The sequence below is a fragment of the Pseudoalteromonas sp. '520P1 No. 423' genome, assembly GCF_001269985.1.
Lineage (GTDB): Bacteria > Pseudomonadota > Gammaproteobacteria > Enterobacterales > Alteromonadaceae > Pseudoalteromonas.
This window is the reverse complement of record NZ_BBZB01000001.1, coordinates 2,375,318-2,401,647: the sequence shown is the minus strand read 5'-3', so window position 1 is coordinate 2,401,647 and position 26,330 is coordinate 2,375,318. Positions and strand designations below refer to the sequence as shown.

Genomic DNA, 26,330 nt, shown 5'->3' with positions numbered 1-26,330 from the left:
CACAAACTTTAGTGAGTAAAACTACAAATTTACACATACAATAGAATAAAACATAACCTCGTTCAAAAAGGCTAATTATTATGATTATCGGTGTTCCTAAAGAAATTAAAAACCATGAGTATCGTGTAGGTATGGTACCAGGTAGTGTTCGTGAACTTATTAACCACGGCCACCAAGTATTTGTAGAAACTAATGCTGGTATTGGCATCGGTTTTTCTGATGCAGATTATGTAACTGCTGGTGCAGAGATTTTAAATACTGCTGCTGACGTTTTTGCTCAAGCTGATATGATCGTTAAAGTAAAAGAGCCACAAGCTGTTGAACGTGCAATGTTACGTGAAGATCAAATTTTATTCACTTACCTTCACTTAGCACCTGATCTTCCACAAACTGAAGACCTAGTTAAAAGTAAAGCAATTTGTATTGCATACGAAACTGTTATTGACGGCCGTGGTGGTTTACCACTTCTTGCGCCTATGTCTGAAGTTGCTGGTCGTATGTCTATTCAAGCAGGCGCACAAGCACTTGAGAAATCAAATGCAGGTCGTGGCATGTTATTAGGTGGCGTACCAGGTGTTGAGCCAGCTAAAGTAGTTGTTATTGGTGGTGGTATGGTTGGTAACAACGCTGCACAAATGGCAATTGGTATGGGTGCTGAAGTTGTAATTTTAGACCGTAACATTGACGTACTACGTCGTTTAGACGCTCAGTTTGGTAATAAAGTTAAAGCTATCTACTCAACTGCTGATGCATTAGAAAAGCATGTTTTAGAAGCTGATTTAGTGATCGGTGGTGTATTAATTCCAGGTGCAGCAGCGCCTAAATTAGTAACTGCAGATCATATTAAACGCATGAAGCCTGGTTCTGCAATTGTTGATGTTGCAATTGACCAAGGTGGTTGTATTGAAACTTCTAAAGCAACAACGCACGCTGAACCAACTTACATTGTTGATGACGTTGTACATTACTGTGTTGCAAACATGCCAGGTGCTGTGCCACTTACTTCTACATTTGCACTTAACAATGCAACATTGCCTTATATCATTAACCTTGCAAACAAAGGTTACAAGCAAGCATTATTAGATGATGCTAACTTCCTTGAAGGCTTAAATGTTTATAAAGGTAAAGTAACTTATAAAGAAGTTGCTGAAGGTTTCAACATGGAATATGTTGCACCAATTGATGCTTTAAACGCATAGTTTATCGCTAAAATAAAAAAAGCAGCTAATTAGCTGCTTTTTTTATGCTTATATTTTAACTAGTCTAACATGTTCATTAACTTTAAAGGATTAACATTATTACTTATCCTTTTTATTCATAATTACAATCATCGCTAGAAACATTCCTAAAATTATAGCAGCCTCAAAATAAGCCATAATCTACAGCATTTTATTAGATAAAACGTTTAAGAATGACATCACCCTTCACTCTTTTTATTTTACCTAATATTTTTTGTACTGGCGCAGGATAATCAGGCATAGTTTCAAGTTCATCGTAATTCATAATTTGAGTACAATGCTTTAAAACTTGTGCTTTTTCATCTTCGATTCTTTGCTTTAATGTTTTATTAGGATCATCTAACAAAATGCCATTTTCAATATCTAAACTCCATGCTCTAGGGTTTAAATTATGGCCCGATAATAAATGACGCTTTCCATCTGAACATACACCTTTCAAATGAAATGAGTTGTCGTTATCTTTCCAAAGGTAAACTTTAAGTAGACCTTGCTCTAGATACTTATTTTGACTTTTAAGAAATTTTTGTAAAATCGTTTCATAAAGGTAAGGCAAACCACCGATTGTATTAAACGGTTTTTCTGGAGAAATATAAAAGTCATTAGCAGTTTTATCGCCAACAACGATTGTTACCTTTTTACCATGTTTTAATAATTTTCTTAAGGAGCGCATTAAAGGTGCTGGAAAATTAAAATATGGCGTATATAGCACTAACTCTTCTTTAGTTTGATCAAATAAGTTTTTAATTAATTTATTAAGATCATTGCCTCTGCGACCAAAACCTAAAAACATTCTCGCATTAAGTGAGTTTTTATTAATACCACTTGGCTCTTTGTATTTAGTTTTCTTCAAAGTTCGCATTAACTGCTTATGCGCTAATTTAATTTCATTGTAATCTGCAATAGGTCTACTATCAATTCGAGGTGTTGCTTCAGAAACTAGCATAATTTCATTCATAAATGATTCAATACTGTCACAAATACCCTTTTGATTTAAAACAAAATAGCGATCCAACCTATATCTGTCGTGTTGCTGTAAATACACGTCATTAATGCTTGCGCCTGTATAAAGTAAAATATCGTCAAACACTAAACCTTTTAAATGTAAAACACCAAAGATCTCTCTTGCCTTAATCGGCACGCCAAATACTTTTACATTTGAATTGTATTTTTCATTATATTCGCAATAAAGTTTTGCGTTGCCTTCACTTTTACTTTCGCCAATGCGTCCTCGACGAGCTCTATGATAATCAACCAAAACGGTTACTTTTAGATTTGGCTTATTTAGAGAGGCTTGGTGTAATGCGGCTAAAATCTCGCGTCCAGCGTCATCATCTTCAAGGTAAAGTGCTGTAATAACAATTCTGTTTTCTGCTTTTGCGATCTGCTCTAAAACTTGAGTCTTATAATCTGCTGCATTAGATAATATGTTTACTTCATTATCTTTAAGTCCAAAAGCAGCTGTATTTTTCCAAAAATCCGTACGCACTAACTGTACCCTTTTATCAGGATTAATATATTTATCCTTAGAACATATCAAAAAATAACACTAAGGTCATGGATTTAAGTCAAACTATCATGACAAATGAGTGATTTTAACGCTGTTTGTGCATTATACATGCAATACTGACCAATAATTTATATAAGACTTTTTGCTAAAATTGAAGCAAAAAAGGCTTTCTGTTTAAAGAAAGCCTTTTATAAATTCGGATTTACACTAGTTTAAAGTCTTACGCCTTCAATATGTAGAGCCATTTCTACATGCGTAGATGCCGGACCTAAATTATAGTTAATACCATAATCAGTTAATTTTAAACTGGTATTACCCGAAAAGCCCACACGATAACCGCCCCATGGGTCTTGTCCTTCGCCAATTTTGCTGATCGGGAATGAAATTGTTTTGGTAATACCCTTTAAAGTTAAGTCTCCTGTGACTATCGCATTTGTTTCATCAGAGAATTTAATCTCTTTACTTTTGAAGTTTGCTTTAGGAAACTTATCAACATTTAAAAAATCATTTCCCTTTAAGTGCTTATCACGCTCTGCATGATTTGAATCTAAACTTTTTGTATCTATTTCGATATTTATTTTAGCTTGATTTGGTTGCTTTGAATCATAATCAAAATTACCATCAAAAGTATTAAATTCACCCAATAACCAACTGTAACCTAGATGTTTTATTTTAAATTGTACTGGCTCTAATATGCCACTTTAAAATAGGAAACTATCAAAACGTAAATTGCAAGAAAGCTTTAAGTACAAAAAAGTTACCATCAGATTTTTCACTTAAAACACCTATAGGTAACAATTTAAGTCTTACGTTTGTACCAGTACCATTCTGATCAAAGCTTTATAATAAAACATGGAAGGTAACTTTTAATATCTGAAATTGCCTACTCATCAATTCTATTATTTAGTAGTAAAGGACAAGAAACTAGAAAACCTAGCTTTAGACTCTACTGTAACGGTAATAACTTAAAGTGACTGATAGTGATTTGTTAGACGCAGATCGCCGGACGTTTACAATGATTTAGTATCAGTGCCCTCACCAAGATTCAATGCTTTTAAATAACGCCTGAGTGCATAAGCTTGATAGTTATTTGATTGGTTCTTTTTCAGCTTGAACGGCTCATCTTTATTATTCAGAAAAAACGACTTTCTGGTTCTAAACCACAATAAAAACCTGTGTTTTTGATAACACCAAATCCGTTCGCTTTTCTATGTTCAATAATATTGTTGATCACATCAATAATAAAACCACGTTTACCAATGCTAACTAACTGACCTTTGCCGCCAGTGATGCGTTTAGGCATAACAAAGTCAGTAACTAACTTGCCACGTTATGTTATTAAATCCTCTACATAAGCAATGATAATTCAACTATTTTTGTTTAATATAATTGGACTAATACAGTGCAACTTTAAAGTTACCTTAAATGTTTTACTAAAACTTAAGGTAACTAGCAACTTTTTATCTACAAACTGAAGAATTGACTTTATTCAAACTTAAACCCAAAGTCATCACAGTAGTAACCATGACTTTTAATGAGTTGACAAGCCAAAAACTGCTTAACTTCTTTAGCTTCTTGTAAGTTAATTATAGCCTGATACTGATTATCAAAATCTTCAAGTTTACGAAGGTTAGCAATGTTATAAATGCCTATATCTGCATTTGATGTTAAAACTCTATTAGCTGGCATATACTTGGTAAACTCTTTGTTATAATAATAAATAGTTTCAATTCCTGAACAATTGAAACCTTCATCATGACATAACTGATATGTAAATCTACAGTTATCCGAAATACTAAAGCTTTCAGAGGCTGAAATTAACATAGATGAATCATACTCAGTATTTTCACATGCTGTTTTGATACTAAAAAAGGCCCCATCAACACTTTCGTAAAGATAGTCCTGAACTTTCATATCAACATATGTACTGCTATGTTGTATCAATTCGAAAGGCCAAATCTTCTTACTTTCACCTAAAGCTTGTAAAAATAATGCATACGCACTTAAATTACTATTTTGGCTTAATTTATTAAGGATCATAGAACCTTTGGGAGACGAATGGAATCCAGAATCAAACAAACCAATATCGGCTTCAGTTACTTTAGTATCATTGTTTAAATCAGACAGGTCTAAATAATTTAAATACTCAGTTACAATTTCACTTTTTATAGATGAATTTTCATATATGCTTTCAACAACCTGAGAAAATACACTAGTATACTGATTCACATAAACAAACCTCTTATTGTTATCATTCCTTGTAAAAATACTTTTCAGTACACGCTCACCATATGCTGTTAGCTTTAATGGTAATGAACTAAGTTTTTCAGTTTGAAAGCTATCTAATTTAGATATATCCACTTTAATAATTGGATAAGTCTCACTACGAACAAAGTCTAGTCCATTAATTTTCTCCCACCTTTGATCAAAGTAAGATAGCTGATAATCATTTAAGTTATTGTCCGCCAACTCTTTAGAATCAAGATAAAAGTAAACATATTCTGGCGGTTTTTCATCGACTACAGGTGTGGGTAGAGGTTCTGAAGAACGTTTGCCGTCACTCCCTCCACATCCTGAAAAAAGTAACATCGTCAAGATAATAGGTAATAGCGCTTTCATAATCATTCCTTATTACTTTTGCTTGGAAAATAGTTGCGGGCATGTTCATTATATTTGTTCAAAAAGTTAACTAAGCTTTTCGCATTGCGTCCGAACCTTGATTTCTTAAGGTCTATCTTATCATTCTCATGTTTAGGTAAATCGTGTGATTTCTCTAACGGAAACAACCCATTACCTTTAGATAGCAATACTCTTAAGGTATTAATCAAATACATATATTTTTCCGGTTTCAATCCACTTTGACCAGCTAACCACTCAGACAAAACAGCTTTAACAAATTTGTTATATACTCGATGCGGCCCTCTATGAAGTGCTGCTCGTTCATTATTCGAACAGTACTTATTATTGTTTTTTTCTGGCAAAACAATAAGGTTAGATTGATCGTGAGCAAAATATTGGTAATTAGTATCCTCCTTTAATATTCCGTTCTGGAAAAACAAACTCTTAGGTAGTATGTGATGAACCTGACATTGACTTTTTGAAGGCAGGTTTATTACTTTTTCAATATAGCTTCGCTGGGTATTTTTTTGACCTCCCGTTGGCACTACATTATTTTTAAGAAGTGAGTATTTATAACTAAGCTTTCTGCCAAAACGGTTATTCTCGTTAAATACATGGCATTTATCACTATAAATAGCTGGTGTAGGCCACTGATCAAAAAGTTTACATTCAGTTAGAAATTTTTGACTCGATTGATTGAAAGCATATTCTCTATCGGTATTAATTTTCGCATCATTCGTTGATTTTAGCCCCTCCAATACACGTCTCAAAGCCAAGAATTTGTTTATTCCACTATCTTTTAGCCGCGCGATGCCCTCTACTTCCACTCCGTTTGAAAGTCGGTCTAATACTTTAGCAGCTTTAAAAATCGACTTTGCAGCATTTTTAGCAACACTTTTTGCCATTCCATGAACTAACTTATTCTTCAGGTTTTTTAACTTTATAAGGTGAACTGTTTCAGTTATTAATTGCCCGCCGTAAAAACCTATTAAATAACCAAATTCATCTGAGTTAACTAACTCTGTATCCGCTATGTCATGTAGTCCTAGCCCTTTAATGAATATCGACTTAAAAGCTTTGTTTTTAACCAGGTCATTTAGTTTTGTACTCGCAACCCAAAGGCCTTCTGGATCAATCTCAGCTTGCTGCACAAGTTCATCCAATAATAACTCAAAATTCTTGAAATCATTATCCGTTAAAGACATTGACCCTTTTAATGCATTAAGCTTTTCAACAGCTACATCAAGATGCATTATTGTTTCATCAATATTGATTATTTCAGCAGCATCATTTATAAAAAAGTCGCTAAAGCTTCTGCGGATCGCATAATTTAAAGTATCTCGAGTTTTCATAATAGTATTGATGTGCTCTAATTCATCAGCAAGTGCAGCACTCAATCCTATAGAAATATTGCTTTTAAATTTATTATCACCAAGCTGTAGCTCTTTCTCTAGCTCTTGTACTTGAGCATTGTTCCTAGAAACAGTCTCTTTATAAGCACTTTCATAGACTTTACTCAGCAAATTCATTTTCACTTGAGCGGTACATGCAAACTTAGCTGGGTTTACACCTTCACTTGGGTCATACAATGTATACTCGGGCAAATAATGAACAACATTATTTAACTCACTAACAAACCTTTTAACATCATCATTCAAAGACTCAGTAAGCAGTGACGATTTAAACTGTGGTTGCAGTAACCATCTATTATTTGGCAATTTTTCTATGTTAAAATCGATTTCATTATGTGCGACCACGGTAAGATTTTTAAGCTTAAAGTTAATATTAGAATCTGTAACAGCTTCACATAGTTTAATACCTTCATTATATGATTCACTTATTATAAATACAGCTTCATCTGTACAATTTAATGATGTACTTTCTTTACACACTTCCTCAGCAATATCTCTAGCTTTAACCACATAATCCACCCAAATATGCTCTAGATTTAGCTGATTTGTCACTAATACATCATTACTGTCAAAAAGCCTAAAGTATTTTCTATAATTACCTTCAGCTTTATCAGCAGTAATACTGACATCGAGACGCTTTCTCTCACCTTGCTTCGCACTTATAGAGGTAATTACTTCCTCACAAATATTTCCTTGTTGGTCACATGCTTTTAATTTAAACTGCTCCCAATTATAATCCCCTACATTAGTTAACCAATACGTTTTAACAAACTTCTCTTGTGGTCTAAGCTCAACACCATCATCATAGTTTTCATCAATACCATCTTGCATAAACCAATAATTTGCATAAGCTTTAATTTCTTTCTTTAATAGTATTTTATCGTTAGCTTTTAATTCAAATAACTTTGATTTATTGTCAGCTAATCCGTTTGATAACTCTCCACTCCAATTCACTCCATCAACAGAACTAAGCCCTAGAATCTCATCTGAAGCTGGGAGTTCAATTTGTAAAGCGCTTTCTGTTCGTTGCTTTAATTGAATATTAAACTCAATTTTTTCATTAATCTTTGGTTCTAATGGCTTCCAATATAACGATTTAACAACTGGCAAATTTGGGTCTAATATAGCTGTTAGAGATTGACTATATGATGCACTAGATTGATCATTCACATATAATTTAAAGCTTGTTTCTTCTAATGATTGCAACCCCTCATCTAAAGTATATTCCCAGGCAATTAAATTAGTTGAATGCGCCATTGTAATTTTTTCAGCCTCACCGACAGACATAGACACATTCAGCGCTGGTTTATTCATAACCACCTTTAACGTTAAAGGCTGATACAGTAATGGAATTTCTGGCGTTAAACGAACAGACAATACATTTGCTGGTTCAGAGTTATCTACAGATTGCTCAAATTGAACAAATTCAGTATTTACTGACTCAGTACCATTAGATGCATAAAACATCACATAATAAGTACCTTTAGGTAATTGATTAATATCTATTTCCCATTCAGATAATTCAACATTCGTCGCCGGTGAATAACCCCAAGAAAAAACATCTTTATTTGCATTGTAATTCACATTCGCCGGACTATTTACTGTAATTAATGAAGATGTATCAATGACTGTTTTATCTTCTTTAAATATTGCAAATGAAACTCGCTCCAACGCCACATCATCTGTACTTCTTACTTTTGCACTGAGCACATTATCATTGACTGCAACTGACTCTGTAACTGCAACGACAGGTGCAGAATCCGCTGGTATTGTTTTTGTGAAAGCAATATGGCTTGTATCAACAACCGTTGTGCCGTCCGATCCATAGAAAACAATGTAGTAGTTACCTGCATCTAAACCTGATATGTCAATTAACCACGCTGTTTCTTCATCTTTGCCTGCCGGTTGATACCCCCAAGATAGTGCGGACGGGTCGCTATTAAATGTGACGTCTTTTGGTTGTGTTACGACCACAGAGTCTTGTATATCTAATTTCGTACCATCTTTGTCATGCAATGTGAATGAAACTCGCTCCAACGCCACATCATCTGTACTTCTTACTTTTGCACTGAGCACATTATCATTGACTGCAACTGACTCTGTAACTGCAACGACAGGTGCAGAATCCGCTGGTATTGTTTTTGTGAAAGCAATATGGCTTGTATCAACAACCGTTGTGCCGTCCGATCCATAGAAAACAATGTAGTAGTTACCTGCATCTAAACCTGATATGTCAATTAACCACGCTGTTTCTTCATCTTTGCCTGCCGGTTGATACCCCCAAGATAGTGCGGACGGGTCGCTATTAAATGTGACGTCTTTTGGTTGTGTTACCACAACAGAGTCTTGTATATCTAATTTCGTACCATCTTTGTCATGCAATGTGAATGAAACTCGCTCCAGCGCCACATCATCTGTACTTCTTACTTTTGCACTGAGCACATTATCATTGACTGCAACTGACTCTGTAACTGCAACGACAGGTGCTGAGTCCGCTGGTATTGTTTTTGTGAAAGCAATATGGCTTGTATCAACAACCGTTGTGCCGTCCGATCCATAGAAAACAATGTAGTAGTTACCTGCATCTAAACCTGATATGTCAATTAACCACGCTGTTTCTTCATCTTTGCCTGCCGGTTGATACCCCCAAGATAGTGCGGACGGGTCGCTATTAAATGTGACGTCTTTTGGTTGTGTTACGACCACAGAGTCTTGTATATCTAATTTCGTACCATCTTTGTCATGCAATGTGAATGAAACTCGCTCCAGCGCCACATCATCTGTACTTCTTACTTTTGCACTGAGCACATTATCATTGACTGCAACTGACTCTGTAACTGCAACGACAGGTGCTGAGTCCGCTGGTATTGTTTTTGTGAAAGCAATATGGCTTGTATCAACAACCGTTGTGCCGTCCGATCCATAGAAAACAATGTAGTAGTTACCTGCATCTAAACCTGATATGTCAATTAACCACGCTGTTTCTTCATCTTTGCCTGCCGGTTGATACCCCCAAGATAGTGCGGACGGGTCGCTATTAAATCTGACGTCTTTTGGTTGTGTTACGACCACAGAGTCTTGTATATCTAATTTCGTACCATCTTTGTCATGCAATGTGAATGAAACTCGCTCCAACGTCACATCATCTGTACTTCTTACTTTTGCACTGAGCACATTATCATTGACTGCAACTGACTCTGTAACTGCAACGACAGGTGCTGAGTCCGCTGGTATTGTTTTTGTGAAAGCAATATGGCTTGTATCAACAACCGTTGTGCCGTCCGATCCATAGAAAACAATGTAGTAGTTACCTGCATCTAAACCTGATATGTCAATTAACCACGCTGTTTCTTCATCTTTGCCTGCCGGTTGATACCCCCAAGATAGTGCGGACGGGTCGCTATTAAATCTGACGTCTTTTGGTTGTGTTACGACCACAGAGTCTTGTATATCTAATTTCGTACCATCTTTGTCATGCAATGTGAATGAAACTCGCTCCAACGTCACATCATCTGTACTTCTTACTTTTGCACTGAGCACATTATCATTGACTGCAACTGACTCTGTAACTGCAACGACAGGTGCAGAATCCGCTGGTATTGTTTTTGTGAAAGCAATATGGCTTGTATCAACAACCGTTGTGCCGTCCGATCCATAGAAAACAATGTAGTAGTTACCTGCATCTAAACCTGATATGTCAATTAACCACGCTGTTTCTTCATCTTTGCCTGCCGGTTGATACCCCCAAGATAGTGCGGACGGGTCGCTATTAAATGTGACGTCTTTTGGTTGTGTTACGACCACAGAGTCTTGTATATCTAATTTCGTACCATCTTTGTCATGCAATGTGAATGAAACTCGCTCCAACGCCACATCATCTGTACTTCTTACTTTTGCACTGAGCACATTATCATTGACTGCAACTGACTCTGTAACTGCAACGACAGGTGCAGAATCCGCTGGTATTGTTTTTGTGAAAGCAATATGGCTTGTATCAACAACCGTTGTGCCGTCCGATCCATAGAAAACAATGTAGTAGTTACCTGCATCTAAACCTGATATGTCAATTAACCACGCTGTTTCTTCATCTTTGCCTGCCGGTTGATACCCCCAAGATAGTGCGGACGGGTCGCTATTAAATGTGACGTCTTTTGGTTGTGTTACCACAACAGAGTCTTGTATATCTAATTTCGTACCATCTTTGTCATGCAATGTGAATGAAACTCGCTCCAGCGCCACATCATCTGTACTTCTTACTTTTGCACTGAGCACATTGTCATTTACAGCAACTGATTCTACGAACGTTACTTCTGGCGCTTCATTTCTAAATACATTTATAAACCAGTCCTCTGAACCAGGTAGACGCTCACCACCAGACTGCGCTTTTACATTAAACTGTTTCTCGCCCGTAGTATTTGCCGTACATGCAAAGGTAACCTGTGAAGCGGTATAACTTTTTCTTGTGCAAAGCTCTTCCATACCTTCTATATTCGCAATCACACTACTTGGGATATTGCTGCCGATTATCGTAAAGGTGGTGGATTTTCCTTTTATTGTTGAGTCTGGGCTAAAAGATGAAAGACTTGCAGTCTTAACTTTGTAACTGCCAAAATACTCTTTGGACACAGCTACCTCATCTTGAAATGCTTGATATTTAAAGACGCGATCACCTGGTTGAGAGATGACTCTGTCATAATAGAACTCAGTTCTCTTAGCATTAGGAGTCATTAGTTCAAAATCAAGCCAATTTCCCTCCCCATTGCCAAGAGATATTTTTAACTCATACTCACTATTTAGCGAACCTCCTAAATCAACTACAAAATTATACCTATCATATTGAAGACCAGGGTTTGGGGATACACTAGGTACATTTGGATACACATTTATCGAAGCTAATAAGCATGTCCCCCATAAAACAGAGTGAAATTTTTTCATTATATTCAGCCTCTTAAATTAATATCCAGGGTAGATTTGTGAGCGAGTATCAAAAAGCAATTTTCATTTAAGTTTATAAAAACTGACTTATCAGCCAGTATAAAAAGGGGTTCAAAAGCAAATATCTTACTTATGGAGCTCATTACTATAAATATTGTCTTCGTAGCTTTGTTCAATTGAAAAATTTGCATAATAACTCCTTTAAGTTCTATGCCAATTTATAGCAACTAATTTTATTCAAATGAATTAAAGCCTTGGTTTGCCCCCCAGAGTAAAATTAGCTCGATAGATAACCCAAATAAAAATAAGAAGTTGAATTGAATCGCAGCAGCGCTCATACAGCTCGCCTAAAAAGTAAGAAGACTGCAGGCATGAACAAAGTAGTTGAGTTAATCACTGATGAAAATGACTTTTGTAAAGTGACTATTTCGTAATGGTTTAACATAAAACAAGAAAGGCATTATTAAGAAAATAAGCCATCAACTGATATTGAAAAAATGATGGCTTAAACCGAACACAAATCTATTAATACAAACTTCACCCATAAAGTATTTTGGGTAATTAAAGTCCTAAGCATAAAGCGAATATCAATGACTGATAAATCTAAGTCATCACTTGCAAACATTCGTCTTTTGCACAACAGATTTACAATTTTTTGGTAACTCAGGGGGAGTCACATAACAGTGACGGTTGCTTTCCTTATAAACTAGACTGCAGCTATATCTTGGAATAGCATCATCTGCATTATTATCAGAGTTGAACTTTTGAGTCATTCTTGTAAATTGTTTCAATAATGTACTAAAAAACTCTTTTTGAGAGCCAGTATCAATACCAAATTTATTAGCCAGTATTTCCTCAAATTCATGTTTTTTCATAAAATAAGGTGCTATAAATACAGCTGAATCAAAGTCAAGGGTTTTGTTCCCCCCCTGTTTAGAGTCATTTCCATATAATAAATAATCACCATTGTTAGAGAAATTAATAAACTTGTCTTCATCACCCTTCGAGGTTAGTTTCACCATGTTCCCTAGATTAGAGCTATAAACAAAACTATCAGAGACAAAATTATTATGCAGGTAATCTAATAAGAATCTCTTATTATCAAGGTTATATGATAAATTCACCGTCCCTCCGATTATATTAATGCCACTCGGTTTATCAATTTTTAATTGATTCATTTCAACAAAATAATAAGGACTTAAGTATCCATAATTTCCATAGACTGCAAATTTACTATCTGAAGTTAAACCAATGAAAAATAATCTGTCACCATCTTGTTTTATTGACTTGTTAGATTTCAAATTATAAAAAATGATGCCTGTTTTTAATTCCAGGACAATTTTGTCAAAGTCCGATGATAAATGTATCGCTTTAAAGTCTTCTAATCTAAATTCGGGTAAAGTAATGCTTTTTCTTATTAAGTTTTTCCTATCGAGCAAGTTAAATTTAGCAGCTCCACCTATGGATGGGCTAACTTGTTCAAGTGAAAACCTTTTAGACCTAATTTTTAAGAGACTTTCAGATTCATTGAAAAAATTGACCTTAAATGATGGGGCTAAATTTAATCCATGCGAATTTCTATGTTCTAATACAACACTTGGCTTATCAAGCTTATATTGAGTTATTGTTTGATTCAGAACACCAAACGCGCTATTTTCATTAATAAAGTCATAGTTACTGGAGTCTAAAGAGTTGTTGTAAAACTTATCATCTGCGATGCTCCAATAAAATACATTCTTAGGTGTTAATTTTCTTTGTTTTTCATCAACCTTAACCTTGTGACTTGAATAGCCATTTAAGCCATAAATGACTTTATCGTTAGCACTAAAATGGAAAGCAGTGATTATCTTCTTAGGTATGTTAATACTAGTTATTTTCTTTAATGGTAATTCACAACATTCATATACTATTAATTGTTTGCTATCTTGCGTTTCTTCTGTCGCTAGAAGCCTCTTTCTACTTGGAGATAAGGTGAAGCCTCTTTTGTTATCACTGTTATCACTGTTATCACTGTTATCACTGTTATCACTGTTATCACTGTTATCACTGTTATCACTGTTATCACTGTTATCAAGTATGATCTTCATTTTTCCTGTATCTAATGAAATTTTAACTAAGCGACTGAAGTTCGAACTTATTTCGACAAAGCTTTCTTTTCCACCCGAGTCTAGCAATAAGTTATCATCTGATTTAACTTTTTGTTCTAGCTTTTTAGTAAACAACTCACCATTATTTAAATTTTTTACAAATAGTTCTGACTGATTGTGTATTAAAACATAATATTTTCCATCATCACTAAAATAATGAAAACCCTTCGGTAAATCATGATTGTCTATTCTTTGCTTTTCCCCTGTGACAATATTATAAATAAAAGCATCTCTTGATTGATAAAGAGCAATCAACCGATTGTCTTTAAGATCTTTAATTTTTCTGATTTCATCACCTTTACCTCTTAGTACAGTAACTAATTGCCCCTTTGTACTGTATACCTCAACCTCTGTACCCGCTTTAATTGCGAAATACTTTTCATTTTTTGATAACAATCGAAGGCTGCTCTTTGTAATATAAGCGCTTGAAATAATTCCATTGTTATATTCATAGCGCAATTCCCCGTCTAGTTTGCTATAAAGTGGGCTCGCTATGTTTTCAATTGTATCTTGCCTATATATACTGAAGCCTGTTTTCTCATCACTGGTTTCATTTTTTATTGCAAAACCCCCACTATGGTGAAAAATACGTTGACTTATATCATTCAGAATATATGTCTGTTTACTAATTTTTCCCTTATATTCTTGTTCTTCATTATTAAGGTAGTTATAAATCTTAGGGATCAAATCCCTTGTAAAAACAATGCTTTCATTTGATAAGAAAATAGGTGCTATTGAGCTATTGGTAGACCATTTTGTATTTAGTCTGTTTTGCGAAGATATAGAGTAGACAATAGGAAAGTTATTTTTGTCTCGCCCAGCGAGGTAATTGCCATTATCTGAAATCGCGCTCACTTCAGTTAATAGTGGTGTTGTTATAGCTTTAGACTCAATAATTTGATTTGACAGGTTTATTAATTGACTAGATTCTTCATTATCTAAAATCAAAAGTTTTGTTTTATCATTTGATACAATCAGCCTCTTACTAAAATCAGTTAACTGAGCACGACTTTGATATTTGAGTTGTTTATCATCGAGTAAGTAAATCGCATACTCTGAATTATTATACTCAACTAATAAGTACCTATTTTTATCACCTAATAATCTTAGACCTATAATCTGATCTTTTACTGTTATTTGAAATGGTTTAAAAGCGCTATAGTTATGCTCTATTTGAATGATATTTTCTGATTTTAAATAAGCAATGGCATCATTATTTACATCGAAGACATTATTATAGGTCAAAAACTTTTTTCCGCCTCGAGTCGGAATATTATCACGTTCAATTGGATTAACCCCTAATCGAGAAAGAACTTGCTGGGCGTACTTATTTATGCTATTCAGCGGGTTCTCTGCTGTAGCTAAAGAGATAAGTGCACTTTTTCTCGCTTGTTCCTCATCCCTTAGGTCTAAAGAGTTTTTAGACAACATTTGGGATAAATTTGAGATTAACAAGCTTGCTAGTTTATTTGCCTGTTTTTCTGCTGTTAAAGCCTGTTTAGCTTTAACTATGGCTTGGTCTCTTTCGGATAATAAAGACCAAGTGTAAAGGCCCCATAAGACTACAGCTATAAGTGACGCAGCTCCACCGTAAACCATCCATTGAAGTCGTTTAGCTTTCTTGTTTTGATTTTCAATTTTCTTTTTTTGATTTTCAATTTTCTTTTTGTCATAAAAGTTTACAGATAAGCTCACTATAGTTTTTATCCGCTCTTCTCTAATACTATTTTGGCTAAGTAACGATTCACCTTCTATAGCTGCATGTTCAGCTAATATAGGCTGCTCATTATCTCCTCGATATTTTAAGCATTCAAAGTTTTTCATCCTCCACAACAAAAAAGGCTTAGATTGTTCAAACCACTTTTTATAATTAACACTCCAAAGGGACTCAGTGATCTGCTTGGACTCTTTGCTTTTATTGATATCCACCAGAAAATCATGGACGATTTTATAAGCTTTTTCGCCTGTTGCATTTATCGTTTCAGTTACGAGTTTAACCTCTACTAAATCCGTAATTAATTCGACTAAGTTATTTTGTTCAACTATTGCCAAATTAATGGTGGTGGTTAGTAAGAAGTCTTTTAAATCTTGACCGTGCAGTTCCTGAGAATAGTGAACAAATAAATCCCAAAATAAAAAAAGTTGTTGTTCAGAATATTTATTTACGATTTTATCAGCTTTAGATGTTATATATGTTGAAAGGTCACCACCGTTTAACACTTCATTAAAAATATCTTGATTAAGCTGTCTTTTTTCCTCTAACTTATTGCCATCTCCATCTGTGCTAGCAATGTGCACCATTTCCTTTAACACGCTTCCCAAATGACAAAGCGCAGCATGTTTACTATAAGTTTGATCAATTAAACTTGTTTTTAAACTCGGTTCAATGGAAATATTGAAATATTCAAGTTGCTTAGTAATCATCTCTTCGATATCAGTAGGGTTCGGAGCATTCAAAGAAATTGATAATTCACTTAAACCTCTAAAGACCGCAACAACCTCAGTTCTCAAAACGAGAACAACCTTAAGTTGAGGAATAGAGTTACATAGATCATCTAACAATTTGGCAAAATTAACAGCTTTATTTTGATCACTTAAAAACACTTCATATTGATCAATAACCCAAATAACTTTATCTAACTTTGTTTTATTAAAGGCTTCGATGAATCCATTCTTGTCTGTTGTAACTGATTCAGGAACGTCAAATTTATTGTCAGCTTTTAATTTTGAGAAAAAGTGAGATAACAAGCCGTAAGGTGTATTTATTTTTTCATCATCAACTTTTGAAATAGAGTAACCAAGCTTTTTATTTGAACCTTCAGTCAAATAAAAGTGATTTATTAAAGCACAACGGGCTAAACTCGATTTACCTACACCGGTGCGCCCCTCTAATATAGTTAACCTCTTGCTGTCGATAATTTTAGGATACTTTTCTTTTATGAAATCATCTCGGCCAAAATAAAAATTTCGATGTTCAAACTCGAATACTTCACTACCTCGAAGACTTGCAGGTTTATATTTGTTGTTGCAAATACCTAAATGCTCTAAAGCCTCATTCAATGAGTTGACAGCAACAAGTTCCCCTCCTAAATCTTCGAATTTCTTGATTAAACTTTCATTCAAGTCATCAATGTTATCTTTAGGGTAAAAGACAACGAATTTAGGATTCGTATGAGTTTGAGTTTGAGTTTGAGTTTCCTGATAAGCTAACACTCCTTTTAATTTTTGATCTAAAGCATTTATTTTTATTATTTCATTATTGTGAATTTCACCGGTAGCATAAATCTTAGGAAGTTGACCCGCTGCTATGCCAAAAACCTCGTTTCTTATTTTTAGATAGATGGCGATACTATAGGCTAAGCCTGAGCTTTTACCTTTAATTGGAGTTAAAAAATTGTTTTCTTCAGGTGTATAAACTACTTTCAAAGAAAACTTAGCAAGTGTCACATCCTGTTTTTTACTTAGTTCTGCGGCATTAAAACATGACCATGCACTTTCGTAGGCATGCTTAAATACCTCTTTTTGAACCTTAATAGATTCCTGCAACCCCTCTTGTGTCGATAAATCGGTTTTAAGTTTATACTTAATTGGAAAGTCAGGTGTAATTACTAAAATTATCTCAATTGAACATATGCTTCCATCTGAGAGTAAAATATGCATTTTTAATTCCTTATCACGCTTATACCAGTATGAACATCACCGACTAGTACTTAATTTCTGACAGTTTAAGAAAGGAAGTAAGATCATTACTACATTCTGGCTGTGGCAGTTGAACTGTTACAATTTCACTTTCACCATCTGCATCACCTGTAAATTTATTAAAAGTTATTTTTCCTTGAATAAGCTCAGATTGATTTTTACCTTGGACAGACCTGTAATAGGTCAATTGATAGCTTTTTCCTACACGCTCATTAAAGAACTGTAGATATTCTTCTTCATGATTGGCTATGGGACTGAGTATGTAGTCGAAGCGTTGTTCTGTAATCTTGTAAAACGTAATTTGGAAACTGCCATTAGGTACTGATGCAGAAAATACATTTTGAGGATGTTGGTTTTTCTTGGTTGACGAGGCTGCTCTGTCAATTAACTCAAAAATTTCTTCATTTGCAGATACTTTATCTTTTAATAGTTCACTTTGTTTGATTAACTTTTCAAAATGCGCAAAAACAAGCTGTTTGTCGCTACTGAGATCTTCATTATAGTAGGTATATAACTTGTTAACTTTTACTAAAAAACACTCTTTAAAGTCATAACCCCCATTAGGGCTCAACAATATTTGCACTAACATATCCATCGTTTTTGCATCAAATAATTCTACATATCTTCCCGCAGCTTTTATGTTCACAGAGCCACCTTTATCGAATTTAATTAAAAAGTGATCTTCAATTGGATGAAACTCAAAATCAGGATACAACTTAAAAGCGTTCTGCTTTTTCAAGTATGAAGACTCAAATTGCTTTTGTGCTGAATTGATCTTTTCTAGAGGTATAGTTTGATAATCTAATTGTGCCTTTTGAGTATCTACCATAAGTTCAAAATCAGAAAAGATCGTGTTTATCTGGCTGAATTTAGATATCTCAACTTCATGCATATTTTTAATCTTTGATAACTCACGCCTTAAATCAAACAGAGCTAAGTGTTTTTTTATCTTTCGCATCAAACTATCTTGAAATTGCGAATAAGATAAAGAGATATAATAAATAGCGTATCTGTCAGCCGGAAAACCATCAAGAAGAAGCAGGCTATCTTGAGCGTCTTCTTCATCTACACCAAAGATAAGCATTTCATTTGAAACAGCAGTTTCTTCATTTGAAGTTTCCTCAAAATATTGTAAGAGTACTTCGCTTAATTCAACATTTTGCTTTGCTATAAACTCAGCAACAAATAATTCTGAAAAAGTAAATTTCAAAAAGTTATATTTATAAATAGGCATTAATTATTCACCTCAATCAAATCACACCAGTCTTTATACAAATGCTCTACAAAATATCTATTTAGAAATTGCGCGCTCTGCTTTTTCGATTCACTTGAAATCTCTTGCAATTTAAGGTCTTCACAGAAAAAGGTATTTATAGTCTTTCCTGTAATGGATTTTGTTGAAGCCAATAAAACAATTCCCTTAGTTATGAGCCGCTCAAAGGCTCTGCGCATTGTTTTTTCCTCATTTTCAGCTAATGATTTTAAAGGAATGTCATTTTTTAAATAATCTCGATAAAGTGAATATGCATTTTTGGAAGGCGCGTAATGGCACGTAACTAACGCTTTTTTGTTACCTTGTTGATCCTTTACTTTAAAAAGCCAATCATCAATTACTCGATTAAAATCATATTTACTACCAATAGATGGTATACGGGATATAACCCTTTCAATTATCGCTGAATTTTCCTTATGCTGTAGCAGGATTTTATTCAATAAATTTTCACTTTTATGTTTTTCACCAGTCGTTGCATAAAAATGATTGTTATCTGATTGATAACTACCTTCTGAGTCTACTAATCCGATCTTATAAGATGCGGCTAAGGCAGAGAATATATATATCTGTTGGAGTAGTTCGTTATACCTTTCAACACTATGTTTTTCCAAAAATACGGACTCGTCTAGTTTTGTTTTAAACAATACTGTACCTAATGATTTTGCTGTTTTTTTTGCTTCGTCATTGATTCTATTTGCTTGTTCACCATGAGGTAACGTTACACCCATAATATTTAATTGTGTTAAGCCGAGGCTCTTTTTAGACAGGTAATAAAGAATAAATAAAAATAAAATTGAAAAAAGAGGTGACTTTATATTACTAAAATTGTCACGATGCGTTTTCCCTACACTAGTATCACAAGATAAAATAAAACGGTCCAAGTAAACCTTTAAAATGTTGCTTCTGTTTATATCCCTTATTTTCAATAATGCTGTTAAGTCTATATCTTCAGTGGTTGCTAACTCTTTATTCAAACGTTTAAAAACACCTTGAATATCATTATTTTTTTTCATACTTTGATAAATATTTATAAGGTTTTGGCACACATCCTTCTTATTCATTTTTATACCATTACTTATCAATATAAAATACAAGGTATCAAAGCTATATACTTCTGACTCATTCATTATATTTCCTCGTGAAAAAACTTTATGCCAACTATATATCTACGTATTACGCTATGACGTTATGCAAGCCTTAGTAATTTATCTTGAGTAAAGACCAAATAATCTCCTTCTATAGCAATACCTTTGTCTTCAGCTAAAACAAGTAATAAAGGTTTAAGAGCACCCAAACCAAAATAGCCCTTACTTTTTATATCGAAGTACTTAATTAAAATTGCACCAACAGTCGCTAGATTAACCTTTTTATCTTTATTAACATACTGAAAAATAGAAAATTTTAATATAGCTTTAGTATGTTCATCAAAAATAAATTTATCCGTATAGAGTGAGTTCAAATTTTGGATAAAAGGTTCAATAGATATTTCAGAGCAAAAAACCTCTTTCAAAGTTTTCGCATTAGCAGTAGGTGAAATAAGCTGACTCGTTATACCATGGGTTCGTAAACGTTGTGGAACAATAGAAAAGTCAGAATCAGCACTAATTATAACGACATTTGTAATACGTACTTTGAATAGCAACTCATCAAAAAGAAATGACACCAACTCAAGATCTGCTCCATTTTTTCCTAGTTTTCCTACTGTATGAACTTGCGCCTCTAAATGAATATTGTCTAATCCTAACTTTGATAGAACTTGTTTATCGCCAAAAATTATATGCTCATGTTGTCCAGTAACTTGTTCTTTTATCCAACTATTAAACAGGTCGTTTCGTCGGTTTAACAGATAACCTAACCCACTTTGATTGGTGTTCAAGTGTTTTACCAAATTCTCTCGATCGTCTAAGACTAATGTTAATTGAAGCTGAGGAAACCATTGTTTAATAATTTGACGAATCAAGGAAGTAATTCTTTTAATCATTTGCAACCCTCTTTTTAAATAAATAATGAAATTTGATTGGTTTAAAAAATTAAAGTTTCACTTTGCTCTTTGTTAATCATTAAATCAGATAATTTGATAGGTTTACCACTTAGTTAAAAATTTGCCCCCCTAAACATTAAAATGATCTTCATTCAATTTTAACATTGGTGGTAAACCATAAATCGTTTATCTGATTTTTGGCTGACAGATTTTATTTTTTAAAATTGAAGCAAGAGTGTTCTGCTTTTCTAAATCAAGACACTTTGTTAGACCCAGATCGCCGGACGTTTACAATATATTTAACCGATTCGCTTTCGTGCTCAAAAAGACCTAAATACCCAATTAGAATGTAGTTCCCTTTACCATCTAAGAAATAATTACCTTTCAAGTAATAAATATTCACCTGGCTTATAAGTTTAATGACGAGGGGATTAAGAGACAGATTCAATAAGTGGATCATAAAAAGTTAGCTGGTTTTGAGTGAAAATTAAAAAATTTCCAATTTAAAGTACCTAGTAGTTATAAATAAACGAACATTGACAGTAAAGTATGCTTTTATAAACGACTACCTGTACTAGTTTTAACATGTGTATTTTGAAAGGAATATTAATTAATGCTGCAGTAAGCAAATGGTAAATGAACACCCTTTTAACAGTAAAAGCTAAAACTCAATTACACTAAAAACTAAAACTCAGTTACATTAAAAGCTAACTTTCAGCCTTATTCATTAATTGCTGTACATTTCTGTATTGACGGCAGATCCACACTCATTGATTCGTGTAATTTTCATGCAAACAACCATGAATAATCATAGTATTGGCACTCTCATTCAGATTGGTTATTCTAATCACTTTTCTTATTTATTAGAGATTTTAATGATATTGTGAAAGTAAGTTGTGAATAGTCATAATTATCATTTTTATGTCAATATAGACATAATTGTATTTTTTAGCTGATTTTATATCAATATAGACATAATTTAGGTGGCTTATACATTCAAAACGACATGTTGCTATTAAGCATATGTTTACAGCGGATGTTACAAAACAAAAAGCGATACTGATTTTAAGGGAGGATCACACCATCTGTGTCAGGATAGCAAGTTTACCTTCATTAGTTACCTCAAGTGGATTCTGCTTATTTAAAGTGTACCATTACATAAATTGAAAATTTAGCTGTAACAAGCGCAAGGCAGTCCACATATAATTAGTTAAAAATTCAGGCTAGGGACTTAAATTTACAATTTATGCTAAAAAACTCTAGCAAGCATCTTACAGTCTGTAAGCTTCCTCAAACAAATTAATAATCCCAGCATAGTAGGATTATTGTTTAATTTTGATTTAATCTGTATATTAATCCTAACATAATAGGATTTAATATCATGGCAAAAAGAGTTATACCAACAAAAGCTCCAAATTTAGACCTTCCAGTAAACATGATACGACTAGGGGAACTTGTGCGCTCTAAAAGAACCTCTCTCGACTTAACAATTGAGAATGCAGCAAGTCTTTGTGGGGTATCTAAGCAAGCTCTTAGCAATATTGAGTTAGGCTTTGAATCAGTAAAGATGGAAACTATGTTCAAAGTCATTAAACAATTAGGTATATCACTATGGTTTGAAAATAAAAAGAAGGAGGCAGACGATGACTGGTTCTAATTCCTTGTATGTAAATTTTGTTGTTAATCAGTAACTTTAGAGCTTTTAAGTCTTGGAACTATATCTTTTTATATAGTGAATTTTGAAGGGTAAATAGATTTATAGCTTCTTCTAATGGTACTTTTTATGAGTTTATTCCATAACTAATTGGTACTTTTTATGAGTTAATTTCATAACTATTTGGTACTTTTTATGAGTTTATTCCATAACTAATTGGTACTTTTTATGAGTTTATTCCATAACTAATTGGTACTTTTTATGTGTTTATTTCATAACTAATTGGTATTTTTATGGGTTTATTCCATAGCTAATTGGTATTTATTTTTGTTCACTCAAACCCACCCAGTTCTTTATGCTCAATATACTCAAGCAAAGTATCTATGCCTTTGCCGTTAAATTTTTTAATCACATCTGACGGTGTTATTTCACCCAACGCAGGGATTTTTTCACTAGTAAACCACTCCCATATTTGGTGTTTATTTTCAAACCTATTTTCCAGTTTTTTTAATAATCTTTTAATACGCTTTATATCATGACTATTAAGCTCAAGCCCTTCTTTGCTAGTTTTCAATAGCATGGACGGTTTGAAGCCTAATGACAAAACTAGACTTTCAACACTGATGTTTAATTCTTCAGCCCAAGTTTCTATAACTTTTTCAAGATCTTTATTTTCAAGATTTTTTTGCATAATCAACCTATTTATTTAAACTATATTCAGATCTAAAAATATATTAACCCTATCAGCTTTGGAAACTAAAAATAGACTCGCTAAACTAAGCTTTCGCATTTGGGACATTTTATATTTAATGGTTCCATTGGCATCTGTGAATGATAAGACCAATAATCACCGTTTTTTATCAATCGAGTATCACATCGATGACAGTGGTTGTAGGTTGCAAAGTGCTTGCAGTTATTACATTCATACCAACTAGATCTTGGGTTACTATTACTTTTAGGGACATGTTTAAGGTCATGAGATCCGCAGGCTATACAAAAGTTTATTGACTCAACATCATCAGGCCTACCCTGTAAGTTATTATCCTCTATTCCATATTGTAAAAACATTCCAAGTAATCGCTGAAGTTCATCTAAATAACTAAGTCTTAGTACTGGATTCGCGCATACAGCACCATACTGGTGAAACTTATCACTTCTCATTGGTTGATCCCACTCAAACATTTTCAGCTCACCAAGATACGTATTGCTCCCCCAAGCTTGAGGTGATACTTTCTCAGGAATTGAATTCTTTGCTGGATGTAACATAAATACAGCATTTCTCTCTCCTTCACTATAACCTTTAGTATGATAGAGCTCAGTAATAACTTTAGAAATCCCACCAATTCTCCTTAATAGATCATCAGAATAAAATTTAGCATCCATTACTAGTCGTTTTGTATATTGATTCCCTTGTTTTTGTTGAAAAAATACATCTAAAACAAAGTCTGGCGTACGACCATTTTCAAGAGTTGGCTCATACCAAATTTTAATATTTCGTTTTAGATCATTATTTACAAATTCTATGCTTTTGTTGTGTTTACCAGTCTCGACAATTCTTAAAAGCTTACGTTTCCAATCTTCGGTTGGGACATAATTATAATTATGTACTAGCACTTTGATAATTTGCAATAAACACCAACGCTCATACAAAAGTGGCATATTAATCAAACCGATCTCCTCTATCTTTTCTAAAGATAATAAAAGGTCATCGTCACTAAGATTTGCAAATACACGTACTTTTTTATATCCCGAGTGGATAGCTTGATAATCGGGGTTTTGAACAAAAGTCATAGAGTTAGGGAAAGTAGACAATGGCTTAACGCCCATTTGTTTTAGGTCTGCCAGAAGAGATTTATACTTTGTAAGCTTTGGTGATAATAAACCAGAAACATGTATCGCTTTTTCATAACTATTTTGATAAAAATTAATTTGATTTTGTACTGAAACTTTTTCTCGTTGCTGCTCAGTTAATTCTTTAGGTGTTAACCTCTTAACCCAACCTTCTGCTTTAAGTGACAATGCTTTATCTCTTTCTCGCATAAACTTAACTTGTAAGTCTTGAATCCCTTTACCACCAATAATTTTAACATTTGTTATTTTGTGCAACTTATACGTATACCAAGCGGTGCCATAATCAAGATTTCCTGATAAACAGCTAATTTCAGCTTCAACTTCATATTCAAAGTCTTTTTTAAATAAGTCTTTATGGCATTCATCTTGAAACTTAAGGAATACATTTTGAACATTTTTCAGTCCTTCAAACCATTGATCCGAAAATTGTGTTTTTATCCCTACAAAATTAGAATCACCATTGCGAGTTAGCCCACCAAATTTAATATACCATATTGGTAATTCTTCAAGCTTATGTATATCCGTATCTAAAGCTTTAACCTGCTGTGTTAATGACCGATTCAATTTTTCTAAATTATATGAATGCTTAAGTTTTTCTAGATCCTTACGAACTAAGTTTTTATCAATCAACCGCTCTTGACTAAAAGACTCATAACGTTCATTCAGTTTTTGAACTGTATTCTCAAATCGATTTATTTTACTATTTGAGATTTTTATTAACTGGTTTAATATCTTATAAATCTTTTCTAGTGCGAAGTGCAGTGGTACAGTAGTTTTGGCCACCTAATAAGAAATGTTATGATTATTTCATAACCAATTTAGGTGACATATGACAAAGAAAAACCGTGTAACATATTCTGCAGCGATCAAACTTGAAACAGCTCAGTTAGTAATTGACCAAGGCTACACTCAAGAAGAAGCAGCAAAAGCTATGAATGTGGGTAAATCAACTGTGAGTAAATGGGTTGCCCAGTTAAAGGTTGAGCGAAGCGGAAAATCACCTTCAGCATCACCTATGACGCCTGAAAAAATTGAAATTCGAGAACTGAAAAAGCGTATACAGCGAATTGAATTAGAAAAGGATATATTAAAAAAGGCTACAGCTCTATTGATGTCGGACTCTCTGAACAATTCTCGATAATCGAGAAACTCAATAAGAGCAATAGTCACCCAGTTAAAACATTATGTGATGTATTTGGCGTACATCGCAGTAGTTATAAATATTGGGTTAACAGAGATAAATCAGTATCAACTGATGATTTAAGGTTATCTATTGAAATCAAAGCAATACATAAAAAAAGTAATGGCTCTGCGGGTGCCAGAACTATCTCTGATATTGCATCTTATCGTGGTTTTAATTTAAGTCGGTATCGAGCGGCTAAATTTATGAAAAAATTAGGACTGGTTAGCTCTCAACCGCCAAATCATAAGTACAAAAAAGCAAAGAAAGAGCATATTTCAATACCCAATTTATTAAACAGACAGTTTGATGTAATTGAACCCAATCAGTATTGGTGTGGTGATGTGACCTATGTTTGGATTGGTCACAGGTGGGCATATTTAGCCGTTGTAATTGATTTATTTGCAAGGAAGCCAATTGGTTGGGCTATCTCCTTGTCTCCAGATAGTGAATTAACAATAGCCGCTTTAGATATGGCTTATGAAAGCAGAGGAAAACCTAAAGGTATCATGTTTCACTCAGATCAAGGCTGTCATTACACAAGCTTAAAGTATCGTCAGAGGCTATGGAAATATCAAATAAAGCAAAGTATGAGTCGACGAGGAAATTGTTGGGATAATGCGCCAATGGAAAGGTTTTTTAGGAGCTTTAAAACTGAATGGATGCCGAAAAAGGGTTACATCGATTTTAAAGAAGCCAAAGGTGCAATTACTGATTACGTAATAGGTTATTACAGCGAGATCAGGCCTCATCACTATAATGCAGGCTTAAGTCCAAATGAATCAGAGCGAAGGTTCTGGTTAAATTCTAAAACTGTGGCCAAATTTAGTTGAC

At 33.9% G+C, this 26,330-nt stretch carries 13 protein-coding genes and 1 pseudogene; 3 read left to right on the top strand and 11 right to left on the bottom strand.

The genetic code is table 11. The features are described 5' to 3' along the window. Positions 1 to 80 precede the first annotated feature (80 nt). A complete protein-coding gene (gene ald / locus PSA_RS10935; RefSeq protein WP_042152659.1) occupies positions 81 to 1,199 on the top strand; it encodes an alanine dehydrogenase in 1,119 nt (372 codons plus the stop codon). Positions 1,200 to 1,392: 193 nt separating this feature from the next. Here ald and pssA read toward each other — a convergent pair whose 3' ends face one another. The 9 genes and pseudogenes from pssA to PSA_RS10890 form a co-directional block, all read right to left on the bottom strand. Further along, the gene (gene pssA / locus PSA_RS10930) at positions 1,393 to 2,724 is read right to left on the bottom strand and encodes a CDP-diacylglycerol--serine O-phosphatidyltransferase (RefSeq protein ID WP_042152656.1); all 1,332 of its coding nucleotides are present in this window, start codon (positions 2,722 to 2,724) and stop codon (positions 1,393 to 1,395) included. A gap of 233 nt (positions 2,725 to 2,957) precedes the next feature. Further along, positions 2,958 to 3,428: pseudogene (locus PSA_RS10925) on the bottom strand (YceI family protein); the annotation flags it as partial. A gap of 449 nt (positions 3,429 to 3,877) precedes the next feature. Further along, the gene (locus tag PSA_RS25215) at positions 3,878 to 4,048 is read right to left on the bottom strand and encodes a hypothetical protein (RefSeq protein ID WP_157575767.1); all 171 of its coding nucleotides are present in this window, start codon (positions 4,046 to 4,048) and stop codon (positions 3,878 to 3,880) included. A 182-nt stretch (positions 4,049 to 4,230) separates the two neighbouring features. After that, positions 4,231 to 5,364, bottom strand: a complete 1,134-nt coding sequence (locus tag PSA_RS10920; RefSeq protein WP_042152653.1) for a hypothetical protein — start codon at positions 5,362 to 5,364, stop codon at positions 4,231 to 4,233. Positions 5,365 to 5,366: 2 nt separating this feature from the next. Further along, positions 5,367 to 11,711, bottom strand: a complete 6,345-nt coding sequence (locus tag PSA_RS10915; protein WP_059364899.1) for an AHH domain-containing protein — start codon at positions 11,709 to 11,711, stop codon at positions 5,367 to 5,369. 611 nt (positions 11,712 to 12,322) lie between these two features. Further along, the gene (locus PSA_RS10905; protein WP_042153523.1) at positions 12,323 to 17,518 is read right to left on the bottom strand and encodes a hypothetical protein; all 5,196 of its coding nucleotides are present in this window, start codon (positions 17,516 to 17,518) and stop codon (positions 12,323 to 12,325) included. Positions 17,519 to 17,561: 43 nt separating this feature from the next. Further along, complete coding sequence (locus tag PSA_RS10900) at positions 17,562 to 18,791, bottom strand: hypothetical protein (RefSeq protein WP_042153520.1); 1,230 nt, start codon at positions 18,789 to 18,791, stop codon at positions 17,562 to 17,564. After that, the gene (locus tag PSA_RS10895; protein ID WP_042153517.1) at positions 18,791 to 19,957 is read right to left on the bottom strand and encodes a hypothetical protein; all 1,167 of its coding nucleotides are present in this window, start codon (positions 19,955 to 19,957) and stop codon (positions 18,791 to 18,793) included. The genes PSA_RS10900 and PSA_RS10895 overlap by 1 nt, the downstream gene beginning before the upstream one ends. A gap of 59 nt (positions 19,958 to 20,016) precedes the next feature. Beyond that, positions 20,017 to 20,811, bottom strand: coding sequence for an NYN domain-containing protein (locus tag PSA_RS10890; protein WP_042153514.1), 795 nt, complete (start codon positions 20,809 to 20,811; stop codon positions 20,017 to 20,019). Positions 20,812 to 22,192: 1,381 nt separating this feature from the next. Between PSA_RS10890 and PSA_RS10885 the strand changes: the two genes are divergently transcribed. Next, positions 22,193 to 22,468: a helix-turn-helix domain-containing protein gene (locus PSA_RS10885; protein ID WP_042153511.1), complete on the top strand. Its 276-nt coding sequence runs from the start codon at positions 22,193 to 22,195 to the stop codon at positions 22,466 to 22,468. A 328-nt stretch (positions 22,469 to 22,796) separates the two neighbouring features. Here the strand turns inward: PSA_RS10885 and PSA_RS10880 are convergent, their stop codons facing one another. Next, positions 22,797 to 23,156 (bottom strand): hypothetical protein, encoded by a 360-nt coding sequence (locus PSA_RS10880; protein ID WP_042153506.1) that lies wholly within the window; start codon positions 23,154 to 23,156, stop codon positions 22,797 to 22,799. 80 nt (positions 23,157 to 23,236) lie between these two features. Next, positions 23,237 to 25,099 (bottom strand): nuclease domain-containing protein, encoded by a 1,863-nt coding sequence (locus PSA_RS10875; RefSeq protein ID WP_052380291.1) that lies wholly within the window; start codon positions 25,097 to 25,099, stop codon positions 23,237 to 23,239. A 46-nt stretch (positions 25,100 to 25,145) separates the two neighbouring features. Here PSA_RS10875 and PSA_RS24540 point away from each other — a divergent pair. Further along, positions 25,146 to 26,329, top strand: a protein-coding gene (locus PSA_RS24540) for an IS3 family transposase (RefSeq protein WP_371257797.1) whose coding sequence is annotated in 2 segments (ribosomal slippage) — positions 25,146 to 25,404 and positions 25,404 to 26,329 — 1,185 coding nt in all. Because the reading frame shifts where the segments join, the coding sequence is not laid out codon by codon here. The last annotated feature ends 1 nt before the right edge of the window (position 26,330 follow it).

What these genes read in the sequence shown, in the direction of transcription:
- PSA_RS10890 (WP_042153514.1), bottom strand. Translation starts at nt 20,811, where the DNA reads ATGATTAAAAGAATTACTTCCTTGATTCGTCAAATTATTAAACAATGG.
- PSA_RS10900 (WP_042153520.1), bottom strand. Translation starts at nt 18,791, where the DNA reads ATGCCTATTTATAAATATAACTTTTTGAAATTTACTTTTTCAGAATTA.
- PSA_RS10895 (WP_042153517.1), bottom strand. Translation starts at nt 19,957, where the DNA reads ATGAATGAGTCAGAAGTATATAGCTTTGATACCTTGTATTTTATATTG.
- PSA_RS25215 (WP_157575767.1), bottom strand. Translation starts at nt 4,048, where the DNA reads ATGCCTAAACGCATCACTGGCGGCAAAGGTCAGTTAGTTAGCATTGGT.
- PSA_RS10905 (WP_042153523.1), bottom strand. Translation starts at nt 17,518, where the DNA reads ATGCATATTTTACTCTCAGATGGAAGCATATGTTCAATTGAGATAATT.
- PSA_RS10885 (WP_042153511.1), top strand. Translation starts at nt 22,193, where the DNA reads ATGGCAAAAAGAGTTATACCAACAAAAGCTCCAAATTTAGACCTTCCA.
- PSA_RS10915 (WP_059364899.1), bottom strand. Translation starts at nt 11,711, where the DNA reads ATGAAAAAATTTCACTCTGTTTTATGGGGGACATGCTTATTAGCTTCG.
- ald (WP_042152659.1), top strand. Translation starts at nt 81, where the DNA reads ATGATTATCGGTGTTCCTAAAGAAATTAAAAACCATGAGTATCGTGTA.
- PSA_RS10920 (WP_042152653.1), bottom strand. Translation starts at nt 5,364, where the DNA reads ATGAAAGCGCTATTACCTATTATCTTGACGATGTTACTTTTTTCAGGA.
- PSA_RS10880 (WP_042153506.1), bottom strand. Translation starts at nt 23,156, where the DNA reads ATGCAAAAAAATCTTGAAAATAAAGATCTTGAAAAAGTTATAGAAACT.